Consider the following 24,646-nt stretch of genomic DNA (forward strand, 5'->3'; position numbering starts at 1 on the left):
TAGAGTGTTTATTTTAATTAATCCATTTTCTTTAGGTTTGAAATGTCTGGTATAGCAATTAAGGAATAATTTGTATAGTATACAACAAATCCAGGTGCACCAGAGTTTGGCTTTTTAACATTTTTCTTTTGTAAATAATCTACTTCAACTTTTTCATTTTCACGTCCACTAGAATAGTATGCAGCTAAACTTCCTGCTTCTTCAAAAACACGATCAGGTAATTCTGAATTGTTTGATTTAACGATAACATGTGAACCAGGCATTCCCTTAGCATGGAACCACCAGTCGTTTCCAGTCGCAAATTTAAAAGTAAGCTGATCGTTTTGATAATTATTTTTACCTACATAGATATCATAGCCATCGCTTGAAACATAGTGAAAAGGTTTACTTTTTGTTTTTATTTTTTTGTTATTCTTATGTTTTTTAATATAACCAAAATCGATTAATTCCTCTTTTATCTGAATTAAATCGTCGGATGATGTTGCTATATCTATTGATGCTTGAATCGATTCTAAATGTTTTATCTCTTTATCAGTATCCTCAATTAACTCAGTTAATGCTTCATAAGTTCTTTTTAATTTTTGATATTTATCAAAATATTTTTTGGAATTCTCTTGAGGCGTAATTGTTGGATCAAGAGGAATTTTAATAATTTTGTTGTCATCGTAGTAATTAGGCGCTTCTAAAAATTTGGCGTCTGGATCAAGATTATAACCATAGGAATTAATTAATTCTCCATATACTCTAAATTTGTCACGCTTGTTAGTATCTTTTAATTGCTTTGTTTGTAAAGATAATTTCTTTTGGTTGCGCTCTAAAGATGTTGTAACAATATGTCGCAATTCATAAGATTTTTGGCGTATACGCGAGTGGATATTTTTTTCTTTGTAAAATATTTCTAACACTTCTGAAATAGAATCATAGTTTGTAGAAACATAATCTTGATATTGTGTCAGTGTTACAGAAGAAAATTCGATAGGAACTTTATTTTCTCTAATAATACAAGGTTGAAATTTATTGTTTTTAAGATCTTCGATAAACCAGAAGAAACAATTTGAAACATGCTTTAATTCATCTGCTGTAAATGCACTAACAGAACTATCACCGTCAATACCGGAACGATAACAAATCTCACTTGCAATAAGAGGACTTATACCATTAAACGAAGTATAGATGGCTTTTATTACAGATAGTGGTTTAGAAATTATTATATTAAATAATTCATCAGAATTATTGATTTCGAATGGATTAATTTTGTTCCCTTGAGTATTTGGAATAAAATACTTTCTTCCTGGAAGAACTTCCCTTAAAGAACTAACTAAACAAGAAACATGTTTAATACTGTTTATGATAGTATTATCTTTGTCACAAAAAATTATATTTGAATGTTTGCCCATAAGTTCTACAATTAAAGTTTTTTGAGATAAATCCCCCATTTCATCTAAGTGCTCAATGTCAAAATGGATTATTCTATCAAAATTTGGCTGATAAATTTTTGTGATTCTACCATTTGCAATGTGTTTTCGAAGAACCATACAAAAAGTTGGGGCTTGTAAAGGGGCTGTTTTGTTTTCATTGGTTAAACACATGAAAGGCAATGACGCATTTACTGAAATAAGTAAACGTGTTGAGCCTTTTGTACCCTTAAAAGTTAAAAGAAGTTCATCTTTTTCAGGTTGAGAAATTTTACTTATTCTTGAATTTAAAATTGTATTATTTAGTTCGTGAACTAAATTTGATATGACGATACCATCAAAGGCCATAGTCTTTACCTCCATCTAAAAATAAACACCATAATTATACAAAAAATAACTAAAAATATCAATGATGTATTTGACGAAATGGCAATTTGGCATTATAATAAAATACGATTATGCATTTTGGTGCATATTAAATTTTCGTAAAAATTCTAGATTTATAGAATTTTGGAAAGGACACTGTAATGGTAAAAAGTATGACAGGCTTTGGTCGTGCAGAATTTGTCGACGAAAATTGCAGATTTACGATAGAGATTAAATCTGTAAATCACAGATATCTTGACATAAATGCTAGAATGCCTAAGAAGTTTAATTCGTTAGAAGGTAAGATTAGAAATCTTTTAAAAGAATATGTACAAAGAGGCAAAATTGATATATATATAACGTATGAAGATTTAAAGGAAAATAATCAGGCTCTTCGTTACAATGAAGAAATGGCTAGACAGTATCTTATATATTTAAAACAAATGGGAGAAACATTTGGTGTTGAGAATGATATTAGAGTAAGTACATTATCACGTTATCCAGACGTCTTCGTGATGGAGGATAAAGAGACTGATGAGACAATGTTATGGCCTAAATTAGAAGCAACTATAAGAAATGCAGCAGAAGCATTTAGTGAATCGAGAATTAAAGAGGGTATTAATCTTCATAAAGATTTACAAGAGAAGCTTATGAATATGCAGAAGTATGTTGATTTTATAGAAGAAAAATCACCAGAAATTGTTAAGCAATATAAAGAAAAAATCGAAGAAAGAATTAAAGAAATTCTTGGCGAGGGTAAAGTTGATGAGTGGAAGTTAGCTACAGAAGTTACTCTTTATGCTGATAAAGTTTGTGTCGATGAAGAAATTGTTAGATTGAGAAGTCACATTAAGGCAGCAATTGATGAGATGAATGATGAAACAATCGATGATGTTGGACGCAAGTTGAATTTTATTGCTCAGGAAATGAACAGAGAGGCGACAACTATTCTTTCAAAAGCGAATAATATTGATATATCGAGTGTTGGAATTGAACTTAAGACAGATATAGAAAAAGTTAGAGAGCAAATACAAAATATAGAATAGGTGCATATGAATAAATTAATTAATATTGGCTATGGAAATTTAGTTAATGTGGATAAGGTTATTGCAATTGTTTCAGCAGAGTCAGCTCCGGCTAAGAGACAAATAATTTATGCTAAAGATAATCATAAAATAATCGATGCTACGCAAGGGCGCAAGACGAAAAGTATTATATATACTTCAGATGATTATATTATAACATCATCTCTTCAAACAGATACGTTGATTAATAGGTTTGAGAGATAAAGAGTTATATTACATTTATAAAAGAAATATAGAAAAAGAGGTATCACGATGAGCGAGAAGCAAAAAGGTATTTTAGTTGTTGTTTCTGGATTTTCAGGCGTTGGTAAAGGAACCATAATGAAAAAGTTGCTTAATGATTATAAAGAAGATTATGCTTTATCTGTATCAGCAACTACAAGAAGTCCTAGAGCAGGAGAAATTCATGGACAATCATATTTTTTCGTTTCTAAAGAGAAATTTGAAGATATGATTAAGGAAAATGAATTGATTGAATATGCGCAATATGTTGGTAATTATTATGGAACACCAAAAGAATATGTATTTGAACAACTTGATGCTGGAAAAAGTGTTATATTAGAAATAGAAATACAAGGTGCACTTAAGATTAAGGAACAGTTTCCAAGTACTAAGTTGTTATTTATAACAGCGCCAAGTGCCCAAGAATTGAAAAAACGTTTAGAAAATCGTGGCACCGAGACAGAGGACGTAATTAATTTTAGAATGAAGAGAGCTGTTGAAGAGTCAGAAGAAATTGAAAAGTATGATTATTTGATATGCAACGAAGAGATAGATAAAGCTGTTTCTAAGGTTCATTCAATCATACAAAATTGTAGGTTTAACAATCTTGATGAAATTAAGCAAGATTTAATTATAAATAATTTAGAAAATATAAATCAGATGAGAAGTGATTTGAAAAACTTTTCGAAAGGAGAATAAAAATGATACATCCATCATATGTAGAATTAATGAAAGTAGTAAATAGTGATGCAGCAGAAATCGGAGAGGAACCAGTTGTAAATAGCCGTTATTCAATCGTTTTAGCTTCAGCTAGACGTGCAAGACAGATTATTGCAGGTGCTGAACCATACGTGGCTAAACCTAAATGTGATAAACCTCTTTCAATTGCTGTTGAGGAATTATATTATGGTCAAGTAAGAATTTTATCAGAGGATGAAGCAAAACAGCTTGACGAAAGCAAAAAAATTAAAGCTGAATCTGAGAATACTGAACAAGTTGAAAATAATTCAGTTGAAGTTGACAATAATGAAATAATTGAGAATTTATAGAATATAAAGGAATGGCTTTGCCATTCCTTTTAAAAGTGAGGTTATATGAAGTTATTATTTATTTCACTAGGTTGTGATAAAAATTTAGTTGATTCAGAATTTATGATTGGAAAGTTAACATCTAAAGGAATCACGCTTACAGATGATGAAACTGAGGCAGATATTATTATTGTTAATAGTTGTTGTTTCATTGGAGATGCTAAAGAAGAAAGTATTAATACGATTCTTGAAATGGCTCAACAGAAAGAAACAGGAAATTGTAAGGCATTGATTGTGACAGGATGTTTAGCTCAAAGATATAAAGATGAAGTTAAAAAAGAAATACCAGAAGTTGATGCAATTATTGGAACTAATTCGTATGATGATATTTATGAAGCTGTTGAGGAAACACTTAATAAAAAATATTATACTTCATTGAAAGAGTTAGTGGGATTCCCTAAGATGGAAGCAAAAAGATGCCTTACTACAGGTGGACATTATGCGTATCTTAAAATTGCAGAGGGATGTAATAAGAGATGTACATATTGTATAATTCCATATATTAGAGGAAATTATAGAAGTATTCCTATAGAAGAATTGGTTAATCAAGCAAAAGAGTTAGTTGCTGGGGGAGTAAAAGAATTAATATTAGTTGCTCAGGAGACAACTCTTTATGGTATTGATTTATACAAAGAAAAATCATTACATAGATTGTTAGATGAACTTAATAAAATAGATGGATTAGAATGGATTAGAATTTTATATTGTTATCCAGAAGAAATTTATGATGAATTAGTAGAAGCTATAATTAGAAATGAAAAGGTATGTCATTATTTAGATATGCCAATTCAGCATTGTAATGATGATGTATTAAAGAGAATGCATCGTAAGACTAATAAAAAAGACTTAGAAAAAATTATAACATCACTTAGAAATAAGATACCTGATATAACATTAAGAACAACTTTAATTACAGGTTTTCCAGGTGAAACAAAAGCGGCACATGAAGAAATGCTTGAATTTGTCAACAAATTTGAATTTGATCGATTAGGAGCATTTACTTATTCACCAGAAGAAGGAACACCCGCTGCTTCATATGAAGACCAAATTCCAGAAGATGTTAAGAAAGATTATCAGCTTGATATTATGGAATTGCAAGAAGAAATTAGTTTCGAAAAAAATGAAAAAATGGTTGGAAAAGTTCTTGATGCTTTCATTGAAGGGAAAGTTGCAGACGAGAATGTTTATATAGGTAGAACTTATAGAGACGCTCCAGGCGTTGATGGTTATATTTTTGTAGATACTGATAAGGAACTTATGTCTGGTGACATGGTAAAAGTTAAAGTCACTGGCGCATATGAATATGATTTGATAGGAGAATTAGTATGAATTTACCAAACAAATTAACTTTATTTAGAGTAATATTGATTCCATTTTTTGTATTCTTTGTATTAGCACCATGGTTCGAAGGATATGGAAAATTTATTGCTGTAGCAATTTTTATTGTAGCAAGTTTAACAGATATGGCAGATGGAAAAATAGCTAGAAAATATAATTTAGTTACTGATTTTGGAAAATTTATGGATCCATTAGCAGATAAATTATTAGTATGTTCGGCTTTAATTTGTCTTGTAGAAACAAAACAGTTATTTTCATGGATTGTTATAATTATTATTGCAAGAGAATTTGTTATCAGTGGTTTTAGATTAGTTGCGGCTGATAATGGAATTGTTATTGCAGCTAGTTATTGGGGCAAATTTAAAACAACATTTCAAATGTTAATGATTATTTCATTAATTATTGAGGGTCAATTAATAGAATTAGGCTACAAATTTGCAGCATTACATTATTTAGGAGTTGTATTAACTTATGTGGCATTAGCATTAACAATTATTTCGTTAATTGATTATTTAGCAAAAAATATTAATGTATTGAAGGAACAGAGATAATGTCAAGGGAATTATATGAAAAAAGGTTATATGAAATTCTTAAACAAAAAAACTGGAAGCTATCAACAGCAGAAAGCTGCACAGGCGGTTTAGTTGCTGCTACAGTTGTTAATATTTCAGGAATATCAGAATTTTTTGAGGAAGGTTTTATAACATATTCATCTAGAGCAAAGGTTAATCGAATAGGGGTTGAACCTGATGTAATAGAAAAATATGGCGTTGTTAGTAATGAAACAGCAGAAGCTATGGCATTAGCGACTGCAAGAACAGCTAATAGTGATTGCTCTATTTCTACAACAGGAGTTGCAGGACCCAATGGAGGTACAAGAGAAGTTCCCGTTGGTTGTATTTGCATAGGTTGTTCAATTAAAGGAAAAGCTTATTCGGAAAAAGTTATATTTAAAGGTACGAGACAAGAAATAAGACAACAGGCAGCTGTTGAAGCAATCAGATATTTAATAGAAAAGATTGAAGAGGTGTCATAATGAGAGTAATAGCGGGTACGGCAAGAAGATTGCCACTTAAAGCTCCATACGGAATGAATACTCGTCCTACATCAGACCAAATAAAAGAAACACTATTTAATATGTTACAGGCAGAGGTGCCAAGTGCGTATTTTTTAGATTTATTTGCAGGTAGTGGTCAAATTGGTATTGAAGCGTTAAGTAGAGGTGCTTCTTATTGCGTTTTTGTTGAGAATAATAGAAAAGCTCAAGAATGTATTGAAGAAAATATTAAATTTACAAAATTTGATAAAACAGCATCCCTTATTAAAAGTGATGCTATTTCAGCTCTAAGAATGGCTGAAAATAAATATAAGTTTGATATTATTTTTATGGATCCACCATATAATAATGAGTATGAAAAAGAAATTTTAGAGTATTTAAGTAATTCATCTGTTTTAAAAGATGATACATTAATTATAATTGAAGCTTCAGTTGAGACTGTGTTTGATTATTTAGATGAATTAGGCTATGAATTAGTTAAATACAAAAAATACAAGTCTAATGCACATGTTTTCGTGCGTAAAAAATAAATAAGGTTAATATAAAGATAGAACTTCATTGTAAGTTTAATTGTAGGAGGCAATATGAGTAAGGCAGTATATCCGGGCAGTTTTGATCCGTTGACTTTTGGGCATTTGGATATAATTGAAAGAGCAACTAAAATTTTTGATGAAGTAATTGTAGCAGTTTTACGTAATAGTTCAAAAAATTCATTGTTTTCTTTAGATGAACGTGTTAGTATGATAGTAGAGGAAACAAAAGGTTTATCAAATGTAACAGTTGTAACTTTTGATGGATTGCTTATAGATTATATGAGAAAAATTAAGGCAAATGTCATCATAAGGGGGGTAAGAACGGTTACAGACTTTGAGTATGAATTTCAAATAGCTCAGACTAATCATGTTCAGGATACAAATATTGAGACAGTATTTCTTACATCTGATTTGCAATATTCTTATTTGAGTTCTACCATTGTGAAGGAATTTGCATCTTATGGGGGAGATATTACAAAATTTGTTCCAGAACACTTAATAGAGAGGATTAAATTAAAATATCAAGACGGATAGGAGACTTTTATATGAGTAGTAGCAGAATGGAACAGATTATTGAGGAAATTGAAGATTATATTGATGGTTGTAAAAAACAACCTTTTTCTCCTAGTAACATTATTGTTAATAGGGATGAAATGGAGGAATTGTTAGTCGAATTAAGACGTAAGATTCCAGAAGAGGTAAAGAGATATCAGAAAATGATCAGCAATAAAGAAGCAATTTTAGCAGATGCTCAAGCTAAAGCTGATCAAATTATTTCACAAGCACAGATTCAGACAAATGAACTTGTTAGCGAACATCAGATAATGCAACAGGCTTATGCACAAGCAAATGAAGTAGTTTCAATTGCAACTAGACAGGCACAAGAAATCTTAGATAATGCAACAAGAGATGCAAATAAGATTAGATTAAGTGCTATGAATTATACAGATGATCAGCTAGGTTCAATAGAGGACGTTTTATCAAAAGCTATTACAACTTCACAAGAAAAATATGAATTATTAATTAATAATTTACAGGAACATTTAGAAGTTGTTGTTGATAACAGAAAACAGTTAAAGCCTGATATTGATAATATATCAATGGAGATAGATGGTTCTAAAGAAAAAAATGTTAGCAATGAATCAGAATAAATAATGATAATCGGTGTCAAATTGAATTTTTTGATGCCGATTTTTTTATAATAGAGAGGTATTAGATGCGATTAGATAAGTTTTTAGCAGATTTAGGATACGGAACAAGAAGTGAAGTAAAAAATTTTATAAAAAAAGGAAATATTACCGTTAACGGAACAAAAATAAATAAACCAGAATTTAAGATTGATGAAAATAAAGATGAGATTATGTACAATAATCAAATAATTGAATATAAAAAATATCAATATTTTTTACTTAACAAACCTAGTGGATGTGTTACAGCGACAAATGATAATGTACATAAAACTGTCATGGATTATTTAGAGGCTGAAACAAAAAAATATAAAAATTTGTCTCCGGTTGGTAGATTAGATAAGGACACTGAAGGATTATTATTAATAACAAACGATGGATTGCTTTCACATGATTTACTTTCACCTTCACATCATGTAGCAAAGAAGTATTATGTTGAATTAGATGGTCAAGTGGATGAAAGTTTGATTGAAGAATTTAAGAGAGGTGTAGATATAGGAGACGATAAATTAACTAAACCAGCTGAATTAGAGATTCTTAAACCTAATAATACTGCATATTTGACAATAATTGAAGGAAGATTTCATCAAGTAAAAAGAATGTTTGCTGCTAAAAATCTTAAAGTTACATATTTAAAAAGAGTTGAAATGTCGATTTTGAATCTTGAAGGCCTAGAAAAAGGAGAGTATCGTGCTTTAACGAATGCCGAAATAGAAGTATTACATTCTAACAAAAAATAAGAAAGGATTACATAAATTATTCAGCTATTGAAATTTTATGTGTACAAAAATGAAAGAATTTAAAATATCGATAAATGACAAAGGGCAAAGATTTGATAAATTTTTGTTTAAGCTTTTACCAAATGCAAATGCAAGTTTTGTATATAAAATGTTGAGAAAGAAAAATATTACTTTAAATAATAAAAAGGCAAATGGAAAGGAAAAATTAACAGAAAATGATGTTGTAAAAGTTTTCTTTTCCGATGAGACTTTTGAAAAATTTTCTAAAGATATTGAAAAAGTAAAAAAAGAATACGAATTTTTATCTAGTTTAAAAAATTCAAATATCAAAATCATTTATCAAAATTGTGATATAATAATAATAGATAAACCAAGCAATTTACTATCTCAAAAGGCTAAAGAAAGCGATATTTCTGCAAATGAATATATAATTGGTCATTTGATAAGAAATAACGAATTATCATTTGAAGATTTTATAACTTTTAGACCTTCAATTTGTAATAGACTAGATAGAAATACTACAGGTTTACTTATTGCTGGTAAAACTTTAAACGGATTGCAAATGATGTCGGACAAGTTAAAAAATAGAACAATTGATAAGTATTATAGATGTATTGTGGTCGGAAAAGTTGAAAAAAATCTTTATTTAAAAGGCTATCTAAAAAAGGATAAACTAGATAATACAGTTGATATTATTTCAGAAGAAGAATATATTAAATTGCAAAATAAAAATAAGGATATATCAAATCAATATTCTTTGATTGAAACAGCCTTTGAGGTTGTACAAAGTAATGAAAAATATACTATGATTCAAGTACATTTAATTACAGGAAAAACTCATCAAATTCGTGCACATTTATCACATATTGGACATCCTATAGTAGGTGATATGAAGTATGGTAATGAAAAAGAAAATGAATATGCATATAAAAAATACAAAGTAAAACATCAATTATTACATGCATATTGTTTAGATTTAAAGAATGAACAAAAAATATATGCACCTGTTCCAAAAATTTTTAATAAATTAATGGATTTATAATAGCTATTTGAGGGGGACATAAAAATGCCGACGTGGAATTCTAGAGGCTTAAGAGGATCAACATTAGAAGAATTACTTAATAAAACGAATGCTAAATATTTGGAAAATAATTTGGCGTTGATACAAAAAATACCAACGCCAATTACTCCAATCAAAATAGATAAGCAAAGTAGACATATAACACTTGCATATTTTGAACAAAAAAGTACAGTTGATTATATAGGGGTTGTACAAGGTATACCGGTTTGTTTTGATGCAAAGGAATGTCACACCAATACTTTCCCGTTGGCAAATATACATGAACATCAAGTTAAGTTCATGGAGAATTTTGAAAAACAAGATGGAATAGCTTTTTTTCTTCTTTATTTTACAGTTATAGATAAATTTTATTATTTGTCATTAAGAGAGTTATTAAAGTTTTGGAATAGAGCATTAAACGGCGGAAGAAAAAGTTTTAGATGTGATGAATTAAATGAAAAGTATTTTTTAAAAAAGGAATCAGGAGTATTTGTTCCATTTTTGGATGGAATTCAGCAAGATTTAGAAGATAGAGAATAATATGGAGATATCGTTGACAAATATAAAATAAAAATATATAATGTAATAACATGATAAAAAGTTAATGTGCTAACACTTTACAATAAAGAAGTGGAAGGAATAAAAGGTGAATAAATATAGAATGGAGGTTTAGTATGAATAATAGATTGTTACATACTCCTGATGGAGTAAGAGACATATACGGTAGTGAGTGTAGGAAAATAATGAAATTGAGAGAAAAAATACACAATCAATTGATAAAATATGGTTGTTCAAGCATCAATACTCCAACGATAGAGTATTATAACGTATATGAGAAAAAAAATAACTCACTTGATAGTAGAGAAATGTATAAATTTTTTGATAAAGACGGGGATATTTTAGTGCTTCGTCCAGATTATACTCCCGCAATTGCACGTTGTGTTGCAAAATATTACAAAGATGAGACTATACCTCTTAAAATTTGTTATGAAGGAAATACGTTTGTTAATAGATCTGATTATCAGGGAAGATTAAAAGAAACAACTCAATGTGGAGCAGAATATATAGGAGATGCTTCTAATTTTGCTGATGCTGAAATGCTAGCACTTGTTGTTGATTCATTAAAGGCGGTTGGATTAGATCAATTTCAAATTTCAATTGGTCATGCATTATATTATGAGGGATTGGTAGAAGCGGCTAAATTATCATCTGATCAAGAAGAAAAAATAAAATCTTTAATACTTAATAAAAATTTTCTAGAGCTAGAAAAATACATAAAAAATTTGAAGTTAGAAAAGAATCTTGAAGTCCTTTTTGATGGTTTAAATTCATTTAGTTTTAAAATAGAAGATTTAAATGAATTAGAAAAACGTGCAGTAAAATATGATAAGGTCTATAAAGCAATTAAAAGCTTGCAAGAATTATACAAAATATTGCAGTATTTCGATATAGAAAATATTGTTTCTTTTGAACTTGGAATGATTAGTAGACATAATTATTATACGGGTATGATTTTTACAGGATATACATATGGATCAGGAGAACCAATTGTTAAGGGTGGCCGTTATGATAAGTTGATCCGTAGGTTTGGAAAAGATACACCAGCAATAGGATTTACAATAGTTATTGATCAGGTTATGGATGCTTTGAAAAATCAAAATAAGTACTTAGAAGAAAGCTATAAAACAGAATTGATTGTTTTTTCAAGTGAAAAAATTGAAGAGGCAATTAAAGTTGCAAGTGAATGGAGAAAAGAAGGAAGAAATATTCAAACAATAATTAAAGATCCTGATTTGACAAAAGAGGATTATTTTGAATATGCAAAAAAAATGAATATTTCAGAAGTGAAATTTTTGTAAAAATTAGTATGGAGTTAGTTTGATAATGGAGGGAAAAAATGTCATTTGAAGATAATCAGTATTTAACGTTTGCACTAGGAAAAGGTAGATTAGCAAATAAAACTTTAGAATTGTTTGAGCAAATAGGTATTCGTTGCGATGAGATGAAAGATAAGAATACTCGTAAATTGATTTTTGTTAATGAAGACTTAAAATTAAAGTTCTTTCTTGCTAAAGGGCCTGATGTACCAACGTATGTTGAATATGGTGCAGCTGATATTGGAATAGTTGGAAAAGATACAATATTAGAAGAAAGACGAAACATTTTTGAAGTTTTAGATTTAGGGTTTGGAAAATGTAAAATGTGTATTTGTGGTCCTGAAAGTTCAAGAAATTTATTAAAACATCACGAGCAGATTAAAGTCGCTACTAAATATCCACAAATTGCAAAAGAATATTTTAATGAAAAAAAATATCAAACAGTTGAAATTATAAAGCTTAATGGATCAATTGAGCTTGCGCCAATAGTAGGGCTAGCACCTGTGATTTGTGATATTGTTGAAACAGGGTCGACACTTAGAGAAAATGGACTTGTGGTTTTAGAAGAAGTATGTGATTTGTCAGCAAGAGTTGTAGTAAATCAAGTTAGTATGAAAATGCAAAATGAAAGAATTACAATGCTTGTTAGAGCACTTCAAGAACAAATTGAAAAGAACAATAATGCATAAATTATTTGAAGTTAATAAAGTAGAAATTAGTTGATTTAAGTTTTAAATCTCGGAGGAATTTATTATGAAAATTTTAACATTAACAAATGAAGTGAAAAAAGAATTATTAGATAAATTAATAAAAAGGAGTCCTAACAATTATTCACAATATGAAAAAAATGTGGATTTAATTATAAATGAAGTAAAGGAAAAAAAAGATGAAGCTTTATTTGATTTTACATTAAAATTTGATAAAGCTAATATAAATACTACCAATATATTAGTAACAAATGAAGAAATAGACGAGGCATATGAACAGGTAGACAATCGTATTGTTGATGTGATAAGAAAGGCCAAAATAAATATTGAAAAATATCATTCAAAGCAAAAACAAAATTCTTGGTTTACAAGTGAAGATGGAAAACTTTTAGGACAAAAAGTAACTCCATTAAATAGAGTAGGAGTATATGTTCCGGGTGGAAAAGCAGTGTATCCGTCTTCTGTTTTAATGAACGTTTTACCAGCAAAAGTTGCAGGGGTAAATGAGATAATAATGTGTACTCCACCTATGGAAAATGCTAAAGCATATGCACAAACTATAGTTGCTGCAAATGAAGCTGGAGTTGATAAAATATACAAAGTTGGAGGTGCACAAGCAATTGCTGCAATGGCTTTTGGTGCAGAAAGCGTACCAAAAGTCGATAAAATTGTTGGACCAGGTAATATTTATGTAGCATTGGCAAAAAAGGCTGTTTTTGGTTATGTTGGAATAGATTCAATTGCTGGTCCGAGCGAAATTTTGGTTTTGGCTGATGAAACAGCAAATCCAAGATACATAGCTGCAGATCTATTATCACAAGCTGAACATGATGAACTAGCATCAGCAATTTTAGTGACAACAGATTTAGATTTAGCCAAACAGGTAAAAATAGAAATAGATAATTTTATAAAAGTATTATCACGAAAAGATATTATTGAAAAATCATTAGAGAATTATGGATATATTATAGTTGCAGAAAATATAAATGACGCGATTGATGTGTGCAATGAAATTGCATCAGAGCATTTAGAAATTATTACTAAAAATCCTTATGAGACTATGACAAAGATTAAGAATGCAGGCGCAATTTTCTTGGGAGAGTATTCTAGCGAACCGTTGGGAGATTATTTTGCAGGACCTAATCATGTTTTGCCAACGAATGGAACGGCAAGGTTTTTTTCGCCACTTGGAGTAGATGATTTTATAAAAAAATCAAGTATAATTTCATATTCAAAAGAAGCATTAGAAAAGGTATATAAAGATATTATTTATTTTGCTGAATCTGAAAAATTGACGGCTCATGCTAATTCTATAAAAGTTAGATTTGAAAATGAAAAAGGAGAATAATAAATGCAAAATGATAGATGTGCAAAGATTAATAGAAAAACAAGTGAGACAGATATTCGTGCAATTTTTGAAGTTGATGGTGATGGAAAATCAAAAATCAATACAGGAATAGGTTTTTTTAATCATATGCTAGAGGGATTTTCTAAACATGGTTTCTTTAGTCTTAATTTACAATGCGATGGTGATTTAGAGGTTGATTGTCATCATACAATTGAAGATTGTGGAATAGTATTAGGTGAGGCTATAAAAGAAGCAATTGGTGATAAAAGAGGAATTAAAAGGTTCGGAAGTTCATTTGTTCCAATGGATGAAACGTTAGTTTTTTGTGCAGTTGATTTATCAGGAAGACCTTATTTAGTGTTTGATGCTAATTTTACAACAGAGAAGGTAGGAGATTTTGATACGGAAATGGTAAAAGAATTCTTTTATGCAATTTCGTATTCTGCAATGATGAATATTCATATTAGAGTAATAAGTGGTGAAAATAATCATCATATAATAGAGGCAATGTTTAAAGCATTTGCTCGTGCCCTAGACGAGGCAACAAAATACGATGATAGGGTTCAAGGATTATTGTCGACGAAAGGAAGTTTATAGAATGAATAAAAAAACTGTTGTTGCGACATTATATCTTAAAAACGGTGTGGTTATAAAAGGAGAAAAAGATTACACAAAGGTTGGAGATCCATTAGAAATCTGTAAATTTTATAATGATAATGGATTTGACAAAATAATTATTCTTGATATTTTTGAAAATGAAATTGAACAAGAAAAAAATATAAGAGTAATAAAGCAGGTCAATAAACAAATTGATATTAAAGTTTGCGCCGGAAATACACAAACGCAACTCTCAGATGTAAAAAAATATTTATATGCAGGATGTGTTGAGGTTATTTTTAACGGGCAAAAACCTATATCTTTAAACGCAGCGATTGAAGCTAGTAAAAATTATAGTAAAGATATAGTTGTGGTTGCTGCAAATTCAGTTGATTTTATTTTTAAGCAAAAAGACATAATGAATAGATGTTTTCATGAAGTGATTATAAAAAACAAGGAATTAATAGAGTTAGTTGAAAATACAATCAGTATACCTTATATTGTTTGTGTGGGAGAAATTGAAGTTGATTACATTGTTAGAATTTTACGACATGAGAATGTTCGAGGAATATGTGTTGATTATACATACAGTAAAGAATTAGATGTTATGAAATTAAAAAATCAATTAGTACAAAACAATATTCGAATGGATAATTATGAACCAGAATTACATTGGGATGACCTTAAAAAAAATTCAGACAAAATGGTGCCAGTTATTGTGCAAGATTACCGTAATGATGAAGTATTGATGCTTGCATATATGAATAAAGAGGCATTTAATGCTACTATAGCTAGTGGAAAAATGACATATTGGAGTAGAAGTCGAAATGAATTGTGGGTAAAAGGAGAAACCTCAGGTCATTTTCAATACGTAAAGTCCTTGACGGCAGACTGTGATTTTGATACGATATTAGCTAAAGTGTCTCAAATTGGAGCAGCTTGTCATACAGGAAATCGTACTTGCTTTTTTAATAATATTATAAAAAAAGAATATGTTGAGAAGAGTCCAATTAGGGCTCTTGATAGTATATATAAATCAATAAAAGATTTTCGTGACAATGCATCTGATAGAGTTGAAAACGAACTATTATTAGATAGTGGTACAGATGAGATACTCCAAAATGTAGGAGAAAAATTCATTAATATTTTATTATCATATAAGTCAATAGATGAGACTAATTTTAAAATAGAAATGTCAGATTTCCTATGTAAAATAATGATACTTATGGTTGAAAAAGGAGTGACTTGGGAAGACATAATAAAAGAGATGTCTTCGAAATAACAATATGACAAAATTAGCATTATCAGATAGTATTTTGATGAAGGTTGAGAAACCTGCACGATATATTGGAAACGAATTAAATAGTGTGAAAAAGGATAAAAATAAAATAGATGTAAGATTTGCAATGGCATTCCCAGATGTGTATGAAATAGGTATGTCACATTTAGGAATACAGATTTTATATGATATGTTTAACAAGAGAGAAGACACGTGGTGTGAGCGTGTCTATTCGCCATGGCCAGATTTACATAAAATAATGAAGGAGCAAAATATACCATTATTTGCCCTTGAATCACAAGAACCAGTTAAAGGTTTTGACTTTTTAGGTATAACATTGCAATATGAAATGTGTTATACAAATATATTACAATTATTAGACTTAAGTCAAATTCCACTTTTGGCAAAAGATAGAAACAATGATGATCCAATTGTAATAGGTGGTGGACCATGTACATATAATCCAGAACCAATTGCAGACTTTTTTGATATGTTCTATATTGGCGAAGGTGAAATAATGTATGATTCTTTAATAGAATTATATAAATCTATGAGAAAAGATAATAAATCTAGAGAAGAATTTTTGCATGAGGCCTCTAAAATTGAGGGTATTTATGTCCCATCAATGTATGAGGTGTTTTATAAACAAGATGGAACTATCGATGAAATGAAGCCAATCTATGAAGATGTTCCAAAGACTGTAAAAAAACAAATCGTAATGGATATGACAGAGTCAGTTTATCCAGAGAAACCTATTGTTCCTTTTATTAAAGTAACACAGGATAGAGTTGTCCTTGAAATTCAAAGAGGATGTATTCGAGGATGTAGATTCTGTCAGGCAGGAATGATTTATAGACCTAATAGAGAAAAAAATGTAGAACGATTAAAAGATTTAGCAGAAAAAATGTTAAAATCAACAGGACACGAAGAAATTTCTTTAAGTTCACTTAGTTCGTCAGATTATACACAGTTAGATGAATTGATTTCATTCTTAATAGAAAATTATAATGGTAAAGGAGTAAATATCTCATTACCTTCACTTCGTATAGATGCTTTTTCGCTTGATATAATGAGCAAAGTTCAGGATATTAAGAAAAGTAGCTTGACTTTTGCTCCTGAAGCAGGCTCACAAAGATTAAGAGATGTTATTAATAAAGGTTTGACAAAAGAAGTTATTTTAGATGGAGCACATCAAGCGTTCCTTGGTGGATGGAATAAAGTAAAACTATATTTTATGTTAGGTTTACCAACAGAAACAGAAGAGGATATGAAGGCAATTCCAGAGTTGGCAAATGAAATTGCTGCATTATATTATGATACTGTTCCAAAACAAGAACGTAATGGTAAATGTCAAATAACGATTTCAACATCATTTTTTGTTCCAAAACCTTTTACACCATTTCAATGGGCAGGAATGTTTGAGCCAGGTGAATATTTGAGAAGAGCAAAAATCGTTAATGATACGGTAAAAGCTCAGTTGAATCATAAGAGTATAAGATATAATTGGCATCAAGCAGATGTTACATTACTAGAAGGTGTATTAGCAAGAGGAGATAGAAGATTATCTAAGGCAATATTATATGTATATGAAAAAGGCGGCTTCTTTGATGCTTGGGGAGAATTCTTTAATTTTGATTTGTGGTTAGAAGCATTTGAAAAATGTCAGATTAGTATCGATTTTTATGCAATAAGACAAAGAGAAGAAGATGAAGTGTTCCCATGGGATTTTATTGACTGTGGAGTGACAAAAGAATTCATGTTAAGAGAATGGCATACTGCACTTTCGGAAACGGTTACACCTAACTGTCGAATGAGATGTTCAGGATGTGGTGCTAGAAAATATCTTGGAGGTGTATGTTATGCGAATAAGAATTAAATTTAGAAAATACGGAGCAATGAAATTTATTGGTCATTTGGACATGATGAGATATTTTCAAAAGGCCGTAAGACGTGCTGAGATTGATATTTGTTATTCGGAAGGTTTTTCTCCACATCAAATCATGTCATTTGCAGCACCACTAGGTGTAGGTATAACGAGTGATGGTGAATATTTAGATATTGAGGTTAACTCAACATATAGTACTAAAGAAGCACTTGAAAGATTAAATGCAACAATGGTTGAGGGTGTAGAAGTATTAGATTATGTTGAATTATTTGAAAATGCCAAAAAAGCTATGTCAATAGTTGCAAGTGCAAGCTATACTTTATCCTATAAAAGGGGCTTTGAAAGTCCATTTCCTGTAGATGAGTGGAAAAAAGTAATAAAAGAAAAATTTAAAGATCAAAGAAGTTTTATTATAATAAAGAAAACTAAAAAGAGTGAAAAAGAAATGGATTTAAAACCATTAGTAGAACAGTTTGATGTTTATGAAAAAGATGGTCAAATTTCATTTGATATAAAAGTTACAACAGGTAGTACTAATAACGTAAAACCAGAACTTGTATTACAATCAATTTATAAAGAATTAAATTTGGAATACGATACAGATGCAATACAAATTCATCGAAAAGAAGTATTTGCTTTTAACGATAAAGAAGAACTAGTTCCGCTTATTGCATTTGGAAGGGAGATTTTGTAGAAATGAATCGCTTGGCGATAACTAATATAGAAATTCATAACAAAACTTATTTGGCATATAATTTATTAGATGAAAGAAGAAATTTGATAGATTTTCAAATTTTTTCAAATGATTCAATGTTAAATAATATATATGTCGGAAAAGTTGAAAACGTTATAGAAAATTTAAATGCTGCTTTTGTTAGAATCTCTCAAAATCAAAGATGCTATTTGCCTTTAAATAAAGTGAATAGTATTATATTTGTTAAGAAAAATAGTAAAAAAAATAAGTTAGTAGTTGGAGATGAAATAGTAGTTCAGATAGTTAAAGACGCAGTAAAGACAAAAGAACCTGTTGCAAGTTGTGAGTTGACTTTTGAAGGTGATTATTCTGTGCTTACAACTAAAAATAAAAAAATGGGTGTGTCACGTAAATTAGATGAAAATACTAAAAGCACATTTAATGAAATTCTACAAAAATATAAAGAACCTGATTTTGGAATTGTAATAAGAACAAATGCAAAAGAAGTTGATTTAGATAAAGTTGAATGTGATATTAAAAAAATTATAACAAAATATAAAGATATAAAAGAACACGCAAAACATAAGAGTATGTATGATATTTTATATAATTCACCTAAAGGATTTATTGCTAAAATTAAAAGTCAGAATTCTGAAAACATAGATTATATTTATACAGATATAAAGGATGTTTACGATGAAATTAACAATCATTTAGGCTATATTGTTCAAAAAAAGATGCTTAAATTTTATGATGATAAAGACGTGAGTCTAAAGACATTATACAATATTAGAAGTTTTGTAGATGAATTGACTCAAAAAAAAGTTAAACTTAAATCAGGAGCTAATATTATTATAGAGGCACTTGAAACATTGACTATAATAGACGTGAATACGAGCAAATGCTTAAAAAAGGAAAATGTAATCGAAAAGGTTAATTCTGAAGCGGCAATTGAAATTGCTAGACAATTACGTCTTAGAAACATTAGTGGAATGATTATTATTGATTTTATTAACATGGACTCGAAAGAAAAAAATTATAATCTTATTCAATGTTTAAAGAAAGAAATAGCTAAAGATCCTGTAAAAACAGACTTTATAGACATTACTAAATTAGGATTGGTAGAATTAACTCGTAAGAAAATTTCAAAATCCTTAATTGATATTATACGAGAGAAATAAATAAATTTTTCTTTATTTTAATTTAGATTTTTTAATTGACTTATATGTACTTGTATGTTATGATACTTGAGTATGCCGCACAGTTAGGTATAAGAGTAGTGATGTTTCACTATCACCAAAACTGGCGAGTAATGATAATAGGAGGTGCCATATGTACGCAATTATAGCAACAGGTGGTAAACAGTATAAAGTAGCCGAGGGCGATATCATTACCATTGAAAAGCTTGGTGTTGAAGCTGGTGAAAAAGTTACTTTTGATCAAGTTTTAGCAGTATCAGGCGATAGCTTTAAAGCAGGTAATCCAACAGTTGAAGGAGCATCAGTTGAGGCTTCTGTTGTTGAAGAAGGTAGAGCTAAAAAGATTATTGTATACAAATACAAGAGAAAAACTGGATATCACAAGAAAAACGGACACAGACAATCATTCACACGTGTTAAGATTGAAAAAATCAATGCTTAATTTTGTTTAACTATGATTGAGGTAGTATTTTACAAAAATAAGAGGTCAAGATTTACCGGTTTTACGGTAAATGGACATGCAGGATACGCCGAAGAAGGCGAAGATATTGTGTGTGCAGCAGTTTCTGCTTTGGTTTATTCCACAGAAAATGCACTTGATAAACTTACTAATGCTAGGTATTCATACGGTGTTGATGATGGATACTTTGATTTGAATGTTAAGGGTCTTCGTAGTAGACATGATGTTCAGCTGTTATTGAAAGCTTTTGAAATTTCAATAATAGACATTAATAATAAATATGGTGATAAATATTTAACCATTAGTTATGAGGAGGTGTAAGACATGTTAGAAATGAACCTTCAGTTGTTCGCTCATAAAAAAGGAGTTGGTTCTACAAAGAACGGTAGAGACTCAGAGTCTAAGAGATTAGGCGCTAAAAGAGCAGATGGACAGTTCGTTAAAGCTGGTAATATTTTATATAAACAGCGTGGAACAAGAATTCATCCAGGTGTAAACGTTGGTAGAGGTGGAGATGACACACTTTTTGCTAAAGTTGATGGTATTTTAAGATTCGAAAGAGTTGGAAGAGATCGTAAACAGGCTTCTGTTTATCCAGTAGCTAACGATTAATTTTTATTATTGTAGCCCCGACTGTAAAAGCCGGGGCTCTTTATATAAGTAAATATATTTCTTAAATATATAATTAGATAATTGATTGTTGTCTCTATATGGATATATAGGATATGTGAAGATAAAAAATATTTGTTTATATAAGGAGTTCCGTTATAACAAGGGCTATTTGTAGGAATAAACATAAAACATGATAGTTTGAGGTGATAATATGTTTGCAGATCGCGCGAAAATAATTATAAAATCAGGAAAAGGTGGTAATGGACACGTTTCATTTAGACGTGAAAAATATGTGCCTAATGGTGGACCTGATGGTGGTGACGGTGGAAAAGGCGGAGATGTTATCTTTGTTGTAGATAAAGGTTTAAATACGCTTACAGATTACAGACATCGTAGAAAATTTGCTGCTGAACCAGGAGCTGAAGGTAGCAAGAAGAAAATGCATGGAAAAAATGGAGAAAATTTAATCCTTAAAGTTCCAGAAGGTACTATTATAAAAGATGCAGAAACAGGAAGAGTTATTGCAGATATGTCTGGAGAGAATCAAAGAGTGACTGTTTTACGTGGTGGACGTGGTGGAAAAGGAAACGTTCATTATGCAACACCTACTATGCAGGCGCCTAAATATGCTCAGCCAGGTGGAGAAGCTGTTGAAATAGAAGTACTATTAGAATTAAAAGTTATTGCTGATGTTGGATTAGTTGGATTCCCAAATGTAGGAAAATCAACTTTTTTATCTAGAGTAACAAATGCACAACCAAAGATTGCTAATTACCATTTTACAACATTACAGCCTAATTTAGGAGTTGTTGATTTAGATGAAGGTTTTGGCTTTGTAATTGCTGATATTCCTGGATTAATAGAAGGTGCATCAGAGGGTATTGGTTTAGGGCATGAATTTTTGAGACATATTGAAAGAACAAAAGTTATGGTTCATATGGTTGATGCTGCAGGAACAGAAGGTAGAGACCCAATTGCAGATATTAAGGCCATTAATAAAGAGCTTGAAGCATACAATCCTGAATTGCTTAAGAAACCACAGGTTATTGCAGCAAATAAAATTGATGCAATTTATGGCGAAGAAAATGAAATAATTGAGAAGTTAAGAGATGAATTTAGCGACGCTGGAATAGAAGTTTATCCGATTTCTGCTGTAAGTGGTAAAGGTTTAAAAGAACTTTTATACTGTGTCAAAAATTTATTATCTACACTTCCACAAGGTGCAACAGTATATGAATCAGAGTTTGATCCTTCTGTTAAAGTTATGAGTGAAGATCCTTGTATTGTTCGTCAAGAATCTGAAGATACATATGTTGTTGAAGGACAAAGAGTTGAAAGAATGCTTGGATATACTAATATTGAAAGCGAAAAAGGTTTCTTATTCTTCCAAAAATTCATGAAAGAACAGGGAATTTTAGACGAATTGAAGAATTTAGGAATTCAAGACGGAGATACTGTAAAAGTATGTGATTTTGAATTTGATTATTACGAATAAGTAGAAAATACTTAATTAAAGCATATAAATGAAATGAATAATTATTGTTAAAATGAAACTAACAACATAAATTTTAAATAAGAAACAAATTGAGTAATTTATATAAAGGAGATACTATGACAAGTAAACAACGTGCATATTTAAGTAGTTTGGCTAGTACATTAACACCAATTTTTCAAGTAGGTAAATCTTCACTTACACCAGAAATTGTAGAAGCAATTAATTTAGCTTTAGAAAAGAGAGAGTTAATCAAAATTTCTGTTTTAAAAAATTGTGCCGACGATCCAAGAGAGATTGCTGAAATAATGGGCGAAAGAACTCATTCTACAGTTGTAAGAGTTATTGGAAAGAAAATAATCTTATATAGAAAAGCAAAACGTAATTCTAAAATTAATTTACCTAATTAATAAAATTTAAGTGTTTTGCATTATGAATGCTTTATAAATTGATGATTTTGAAATGTAGGCGGATGATATGAAAATAGGGATATTAGGTGGATCATTTAACCCCATACATAATGGACATATATATATGGCGGAAATGGCTAAGAAAAAATGTGATTTAGATGTAGTTTTTATCGTTCCTGCAGGACATTCACCCAATAAGGATGAAAGAAAAATGCTTACAGGTCTTAATAGAAGTACTATGTGTAAGTTTGCGGTAGAATGCATAAACGGAGTTGAAACATCAGATGTAGAAGTGCTTTCTGATTCTAAAAGTTATACATATATTACGATAAAGAAGTTCCATGAAAAGTATAATAATGATGAGTTATATTTTATAATGGGAGCTGATTCCATAGATTATTTTGAAGAATGGAAAAACCCTGATATTATTGCAAAATATGCAAATATTATTGTGATAAATAGGGGCGAATATACAGATGAATATATTGAGCAAAAAGTAGAATATTTAAATTCTATTTTCCCTGTTAATGTGTTAAAGGTAGACTGCCCTAAAATAGATATTTCATCTACTGCAATTAGAGAATTATTTATGAATAAAAAGTATGATGAAGCAAAAAAATATTTAAATGATAAAGTATTTGAATATATAATTGACAAAGATTTATATTAAATTTTTGAAGGGATGGCAAGTAAGGTGTACGACATAAAAAGTATTAGAAAAAAATTAAAAAAAGAACTTGATAAAGATAGATATGAACATACTAAAGGCGTTATGTATACTGCGGCGTGTTTAGCTATGTCAACAGGTTACGAAGACATTGATAAAGCTATGCTTGCGGGGTTGTTACATGACTGTGCTAAATGTATATCTGATAGTGAAAAGATTGCTATTTGTCGAGATGCCGATGTTGAAATAGCTCCAGTTGAAATTCAAAATCCATTTTTGTTGCATTCTAAAGCTGGAGCGATTGTAGCAAGAGATAAATATGGAATCGAAGACGAAGAAATATTAAATGCTATACGTGTCCATACTACAGGAATGCCAAATATGAGTTTATTAGATAAGATAGTATATGTGGCGGATTATATAGAACCAAGAAGAAATAGAATGCCTAGACTTCAATTTATTAGAAAAAAAGCATTTGAAGATATAGATAAATGTGTTGCATATATTTCAGGTGATACTTTAAAATATTTACAGTCTAAAAAAGGTTCGATAGATAAAACTAGTGAATTGACTTATGAATATTATAAAGATTATATTCGTGGGGATATGAAGACTGTTTCAGAAGAAAAATTGGAGGATTAATGATGGAATTATTAGAAGTAGTAAAAAAAATTGCTTGTGCATTAGATGAAAAAAAAGCATTAGATGTAAAGATTTTAGATATAACAAAAATTTCTGTTTTGGCAGATTATTTTATTTTAGCTAGTGGTGAAAATTCAAATCAATTACAAGCTATGATAGATATTGTTGAAGAAACAATGTATAAATGTGGAATTAATAGTAAACGTGTAGAGGGTAGTGCTAATTCTGCATGGGTGTTAATGGATTATGATGATGTAGTAATTCATGTATTTAGCAAAGAAGAAAGAGAATTCTACAATCTTGACAAAGTTTGGTCAGATGGTGAAGTTGTAGAGTTTTAAAGAGATAATAAAAAAGCCATTCGCTAGTTTAATTGTGATATGTACCCAGAATCCTGGACACATATTTATGAACTAGGCGGAACACATGGATGCTATCCTGTATTGTACAGGTGGCATCCATTTTGTTTTTGCCTGAATTCTTTTGTTATTGTAGTAATCTATATATTCTTCAATCGCTTTTGAAAAGTCTTCAAAAGAAGCATAGTCTTTCTCATAGCCATAATACATCTCATTTTTTAATCTTCCAAAGAATGTCTCCATAATACAATTATCATAGCAGTTACCTTTTCGAGACATAGATTGAATAATTCCATGTTCCTTTAAAGCAGTTCTATAATTCGCATG

General features: G+C 29.9%; 30 protein-coding genes and 1 pseudogene. 29 read left to right on the forward strand and 2 right to left on the reverse strand.

Annotated elements, in window-relative coordinates:
* Positions 1-17: 17 nt before the first annotated feature.
* On the reverse strand, positions 18-1,763 hold the full coding sequence (locus BMY79_RS03145; RefSeq protein WP_022748090.1) for an Rqc2 family fibronectin-binding protein: 1,746 nt from the start codon (positions 1,761-1,763) through the stop codon (positions 18-20).
* Positions 1,764-1,942: 179 nt separating this feature from the next.
* Between BMY79_RS03145 and BMY79_RS03150 the strand changes: the two genes are divergently transcribed.
* From BMY79_RS03150 to rsfS, 29 genes and pseudogenes are all read left to right on the forward strand, one after another.
* Complete coding sequence (locus tag BMY79_RS03150) at positions 1,943-2,827, forward strand: YicC/YloC family endoribonuclease (protein ID WP_074730400.1); 885 nt, start codon at positions 1,943-1,945, stop codon at positions 2,825-2,827.
* Positions 2,828-2,833: 6 nt separating this feature from the next.
* Positions 2,834-3,070: an extracellular matrix/biofilm biosynthesis regulator RemA family protein gene (locus tag BMY79_RS03155; RefSeq protein ID WP_022748093.1), complete on the forward strand. Its 237-nt coding sequence runs from the start codon at positions 2,834-2,836 to the stop codon at positions 3,068-3,070.
* A gap of 48 nt (positions 3,071-3,118) precedes the next feature.
* Positions 3,119-3,787, forward strand: a complete 669-nt coding sequence (gene gmk / locus BMY79_RS03160; protein ID WP_074730401.1) for a guanylate kinase — start codon at positions 3,119-3,121, stop codon at positions 3,785-3,787.
* 2 nt (positions 3,788-3,789) lie between these two features.
* Positions 3,790-4,035, forward strand: a pseudogene (rpoZ, locus tag BMY79_RS03165) (DNA-directed RNA polymerase subunit omega); the annotation flags it as partial.
* Positions 4,036-4,182: 147 nt separating this feature from the next.
* Positions 4,183-5,505, forward strand: coding sequence for a 30S ribosomal protein S12 methylthiotransferase RimO (gene rimO / locus BMY79_RS03170; RefSeq protein ID WP_022748097.1), 1,323 nt, complete (start codon positions 4,183-4,185; stop codon positions 5,503-5,505).
* Positions 5,502-6,065 carry a CDP-diacylglycerol--glycerol-3-phosphate 3-phosphatidyltransferase gene (gene pgsA / locus BMY79_RS03175; protein ID WP_022748098.1) on the forward strand — a complete coding sequence of 188 codons (564 nt, stop codon included), beginning with the start codon at positions 5,502-5,504 and terminating at the stop codon, positions 6,063-6,065. Before rimO ends, pgsA begins: the two co-directional genes overlap by 4 nt.
* Positions 6,065-6,550: a CinA family protein gene (locus BMY79_RS03180; protein WP_022748100.1), complete on the forward strand. Its 486-nt coding sequence runs from the start codon at positions 6,065-6,067 to the stop codon at positions 6,548-6,550. Before pgsA ends, BMY79_RS03180 begins: the two co-directional genes overlap by 1 nt.
* On the forward strand, positions 6,550-7,101 hold the full coding sequence (gene rsmD / locus BMY79_RS03185) for a 16S rRNA (guanine(966)-N(2))-methyltransferase RsmD (RefSeq protein WP_022748101.1): 552 nt from the start codon (positions 6,550-6,552) through the stop codon (positions 7,099-7,101). Before BMY79_RS03180 ends, rsmD begins: the two co-directional genes overlap by 1 nt.
* Positions 7,102-7,155: 54 nt before the next feature.
* Positions 7,156-7,638: a pantetheine-phosphate adenylyltransferase gene (gene coaD / locus BMY79_RS03190; protein ID WP_074730402.1), complete on the forward strand. Its 483-nt coding sequence runs from the start codon at positions 7,156-7,158 to the stop codon at positions 7,636-7,638.
* Positions 7,639-7,649: 11 nt separating this feature from the next.
* A complete protein-coding gene (locus BMY79_RS03195) occupies positions 7,650-8,255 on the forward strand; it encodes a hypothetical protein (protein ID WP_022748104.1) in 606 nt (201 codons plus the stop codon).
* A 65-nt stretch (positions 8,256-8,320) separates the two neighbouring features.
* Positions 8,321-9,031, forward strand: a complete 711-nt coding sequence (locus BMY79_RS03200; protein ID WP_022748106.1) for a pseudouridine synthase — start codon at positions 8,321-8,323, stop codon at positions 9,029-9,031.
* Positions 9,032-9,080: 49 nt separating this feature from the next.
* A complete protein-coding gene (locus tag BMY79_RS03205) occupies positions 9,081-10,073 on the forward strand; it encodes an RluA family pseudouridine synthase (protein WP_074730408.1) in 993 nt (330 codons plus the stop codon).
* A gap of 24 nt (positions 10,074-10,097) precedes the next feature.
* The gene (locus tag BMY79_RS03210) at positions 10,098-10,631 is read left to right on the forward strand and encodes a Holliday junction resolvase RecU (RefSeq protein WP_027421998.1); all 534 of its coding nucleotides are present in this window, start codon (positions 10,098-10,100) and stop codon (positions 10,629-10,631) included.
* 134 nt (positions 10,632-10,765) lie between these two features.
* A complete protein-coding gene (gene hisZ / locus BMY79_RS03215; protein ID WP_022748110.1) occupies positions 10,766-11,950 on the forward strand; it encodes an ATP phosphoribosyltransferase regulatory subunit in 1,185 nt (394 codons plus the stop codon).
* Between the two features lie 38 nt (positions 11,951-11,988).
* Entirely contained in the window at positions 11,989-12,657 is a 669-nt protein-coding gene (gene hisG / locus BMY79_RS03220; protein ID WP_022748111.1) for an ATP phosphoribosyltransferase, read from the forward strand.
* Between the two features lie 64 nt (positions 12,658-12,721).
* Positions 12,722-14,023: a histidinol dehydrogenase gene (gene hisD, locus BMY79_RS03225; RefSeq protein WP_074730403.1), complete on the forward strand. Its 1,302-nt coding sequence runs from the start codon at positions 12,722-12,724 to the stop codon at positions 14,021-14,023.
* A gap of 3 nt (positions 14,024-14,026) precedes the next feature.
* The gene (gene hisB / locus BMY79_RS03230) at positions 14,027-14,620 is read left to right on the forward strand and encodes an imidazoleglycerol-phosphate dehydratase HisB (protein ID WP_022748114.1); all 594 of its coding nucleotides are present in this window, start codon (positions 14,027-14,029) and stop codon (positions 14,618-14,620) included.
* A gap of 1 nt (position 14,621) precedes the next feature.
* On the forward strand, positions 14,622-15,902 hold the full coding sequence (hisIE, locus tag BMY79_RS03235) for a bifunctional phosphoribosyl-AMP cyclohydrolase/phosphoribosyl-ATP diphosphatase HisIE (RefSeq protein WP_022748116.1): 1,281 nt from the start codon (positions 14,622-14,624) through the stop codon (positions 15,900-15,902).
* A 4-nt stretch (positions 15,903-15,906) separates the two neighbouring features.
* Positions 15,907-17,775 (forward strand): TIGR03960 family B12-binding radical SAM protein, encoded by a 1,869-nt coding sequence (locus tag BMY79_RS03240; protein WP_074730404.1) that lies wholly within the window; start codon positions 15,907-15,909, stop codon positions 17,773-17,775.
* Positions 17,759-18,478, forward strand: coding sequence for a TIGR03936 family radical SAM-associated protein (locus BMY79_RS03245; protein ID WP_029067381.1), 720 nt, complete (start codon positions 17,759-17,761; stop codon positions 18,476-18,478). The genes BMY79_RS03240 and BMY79_RS03245 overlap by 17 nt, the downstream gene beginning before the upstream one ends.
* Positions 18,479-18,480: 2 nt before the next feature.
* Entirely contained in the window at positions 18,481-19,659 is a 1,179-nt protein-coding gene (locus BMY79_RS03250; RefSeq protein ID WP_074730405.1) for a ribonuclease E/G, read from the forward strand.
* 151 nt (positions 19,660-19,810) lie between these two features.
* Entirely contained in the window at positions 19,811-20,119 is a 309-nt protein-coding gene (gene rplU / locus BMY79_RS03255; protein WP_022748121.1) for a 50S ribosomal protein L21, read from the forward strand.
* A gap of 12 nt (positions 20,120-20,131) precedes the next feature.
* The gene (locus BMY79_RS03260) at positions 20,132-20,458 is read left to right on the forward strand and encodes a ribosomal-processing cysteine protease Prp (RefSeq protein WP_022748123.1); all 327 of its coding nucleotides are present in this window, start codon (positions 20,132-20,134) and stop codon (positions 20,456-20,458) included.
* A 3-nt stretch (positions 20,459-20,461) separates the two neighbouring features.
* Positions 20,462-20,749: a 50S ribosomal protein L27 gene (gene rpmA, locus BMY79_RS03265; protein WP_022748124.1), complete on the forward strand. Its 288-nt coding sequence runs from the start codon at positions 20,462-20,464 to the stop codon at positions 20,747-20,749.
* Between the two features lie 211 nt (positions 20,750-20,960).
* Entirely contained in the window at positions 20,961-22,244 is a 1,284-nt protein-coding gene (obgE, locus tag BMY79_RS03270) for a GTPase ObgE (RefSeq protein ID WP_022748125.1), read from the forward strand.
* Positions 22,245-22,360: 116 nt separating this feature from the next.
* Positions 22,361-22,651 (forward strand): ribosome assembly RNA-binding protein YhbY, encoded by a 291-nt coding sequence (yhbY, locus tag BMY79_RS03275; protein WP_022748127.1) that lies wholly within the window; start codon positions 22,361-22,363, stop codon positions 22,649-22,651.
* Between the two features lie 67 nt (positions 22,652-22,718).
* On the forward strand, positions 22,719-23,321 hold the full coding sequence (gene nadD, locus BMY79_RS03280; protein WP_022748128.1) for a nicotinate-nucleotide adenylyltransferase: 603 nt from the start codon (positions 22,719-22,721) through the stop codon (positions 23,319-23,321).
* Positions 23,322-23,345: 24 nt separating this feature from the next.
* A complete protein-coding gene (yqeK, locus tag BMY79_RS03285; RefSeq protein ID WP_242826846.1) occupies positions 23,346-23,960 on the forward strand; it encodes a bis(5'-nucleosyl)-tetraphosphatase (symmetrical) YqeK in 615 nt (204 codons plus the stop codon).
* A complete protein-coding gene (rsfS, locus tag BMY79_RS03290) occupies positions 23,960-24,301 on the forward strand; it encodes a ribosome silencing factor (RefSeq protein ID WP_022748131.1) in 342 nt (113 codons plus the stop codon). The genes yqeK and rsfS overlap by 1 nt, the downstream gene beginning before the upstream one ends.
* A gap of 72 nt (positions 24,302-24,373) precedes the next feature.
* Here rsfS and BMY79_RS03295 read toward each other — a convergent pair.
* On the reverse strand, positions 24,374-24,646 hold a 273-nt coding region (locus tag BMY79_RS03295; RefSeq protein WP_143065811.1), incomplete at its 5' end, for an IS3 family transposase.

It is taken from the genome of Lachnobacterium bovis (assembly GCF_900111325.1).
GTDB classification, from domain to species: Bacteria; Bacillota; Clostridia; order Lachnospirales; family Lachnospiraceae; genus Roseburia; species Roseburia bovis_A.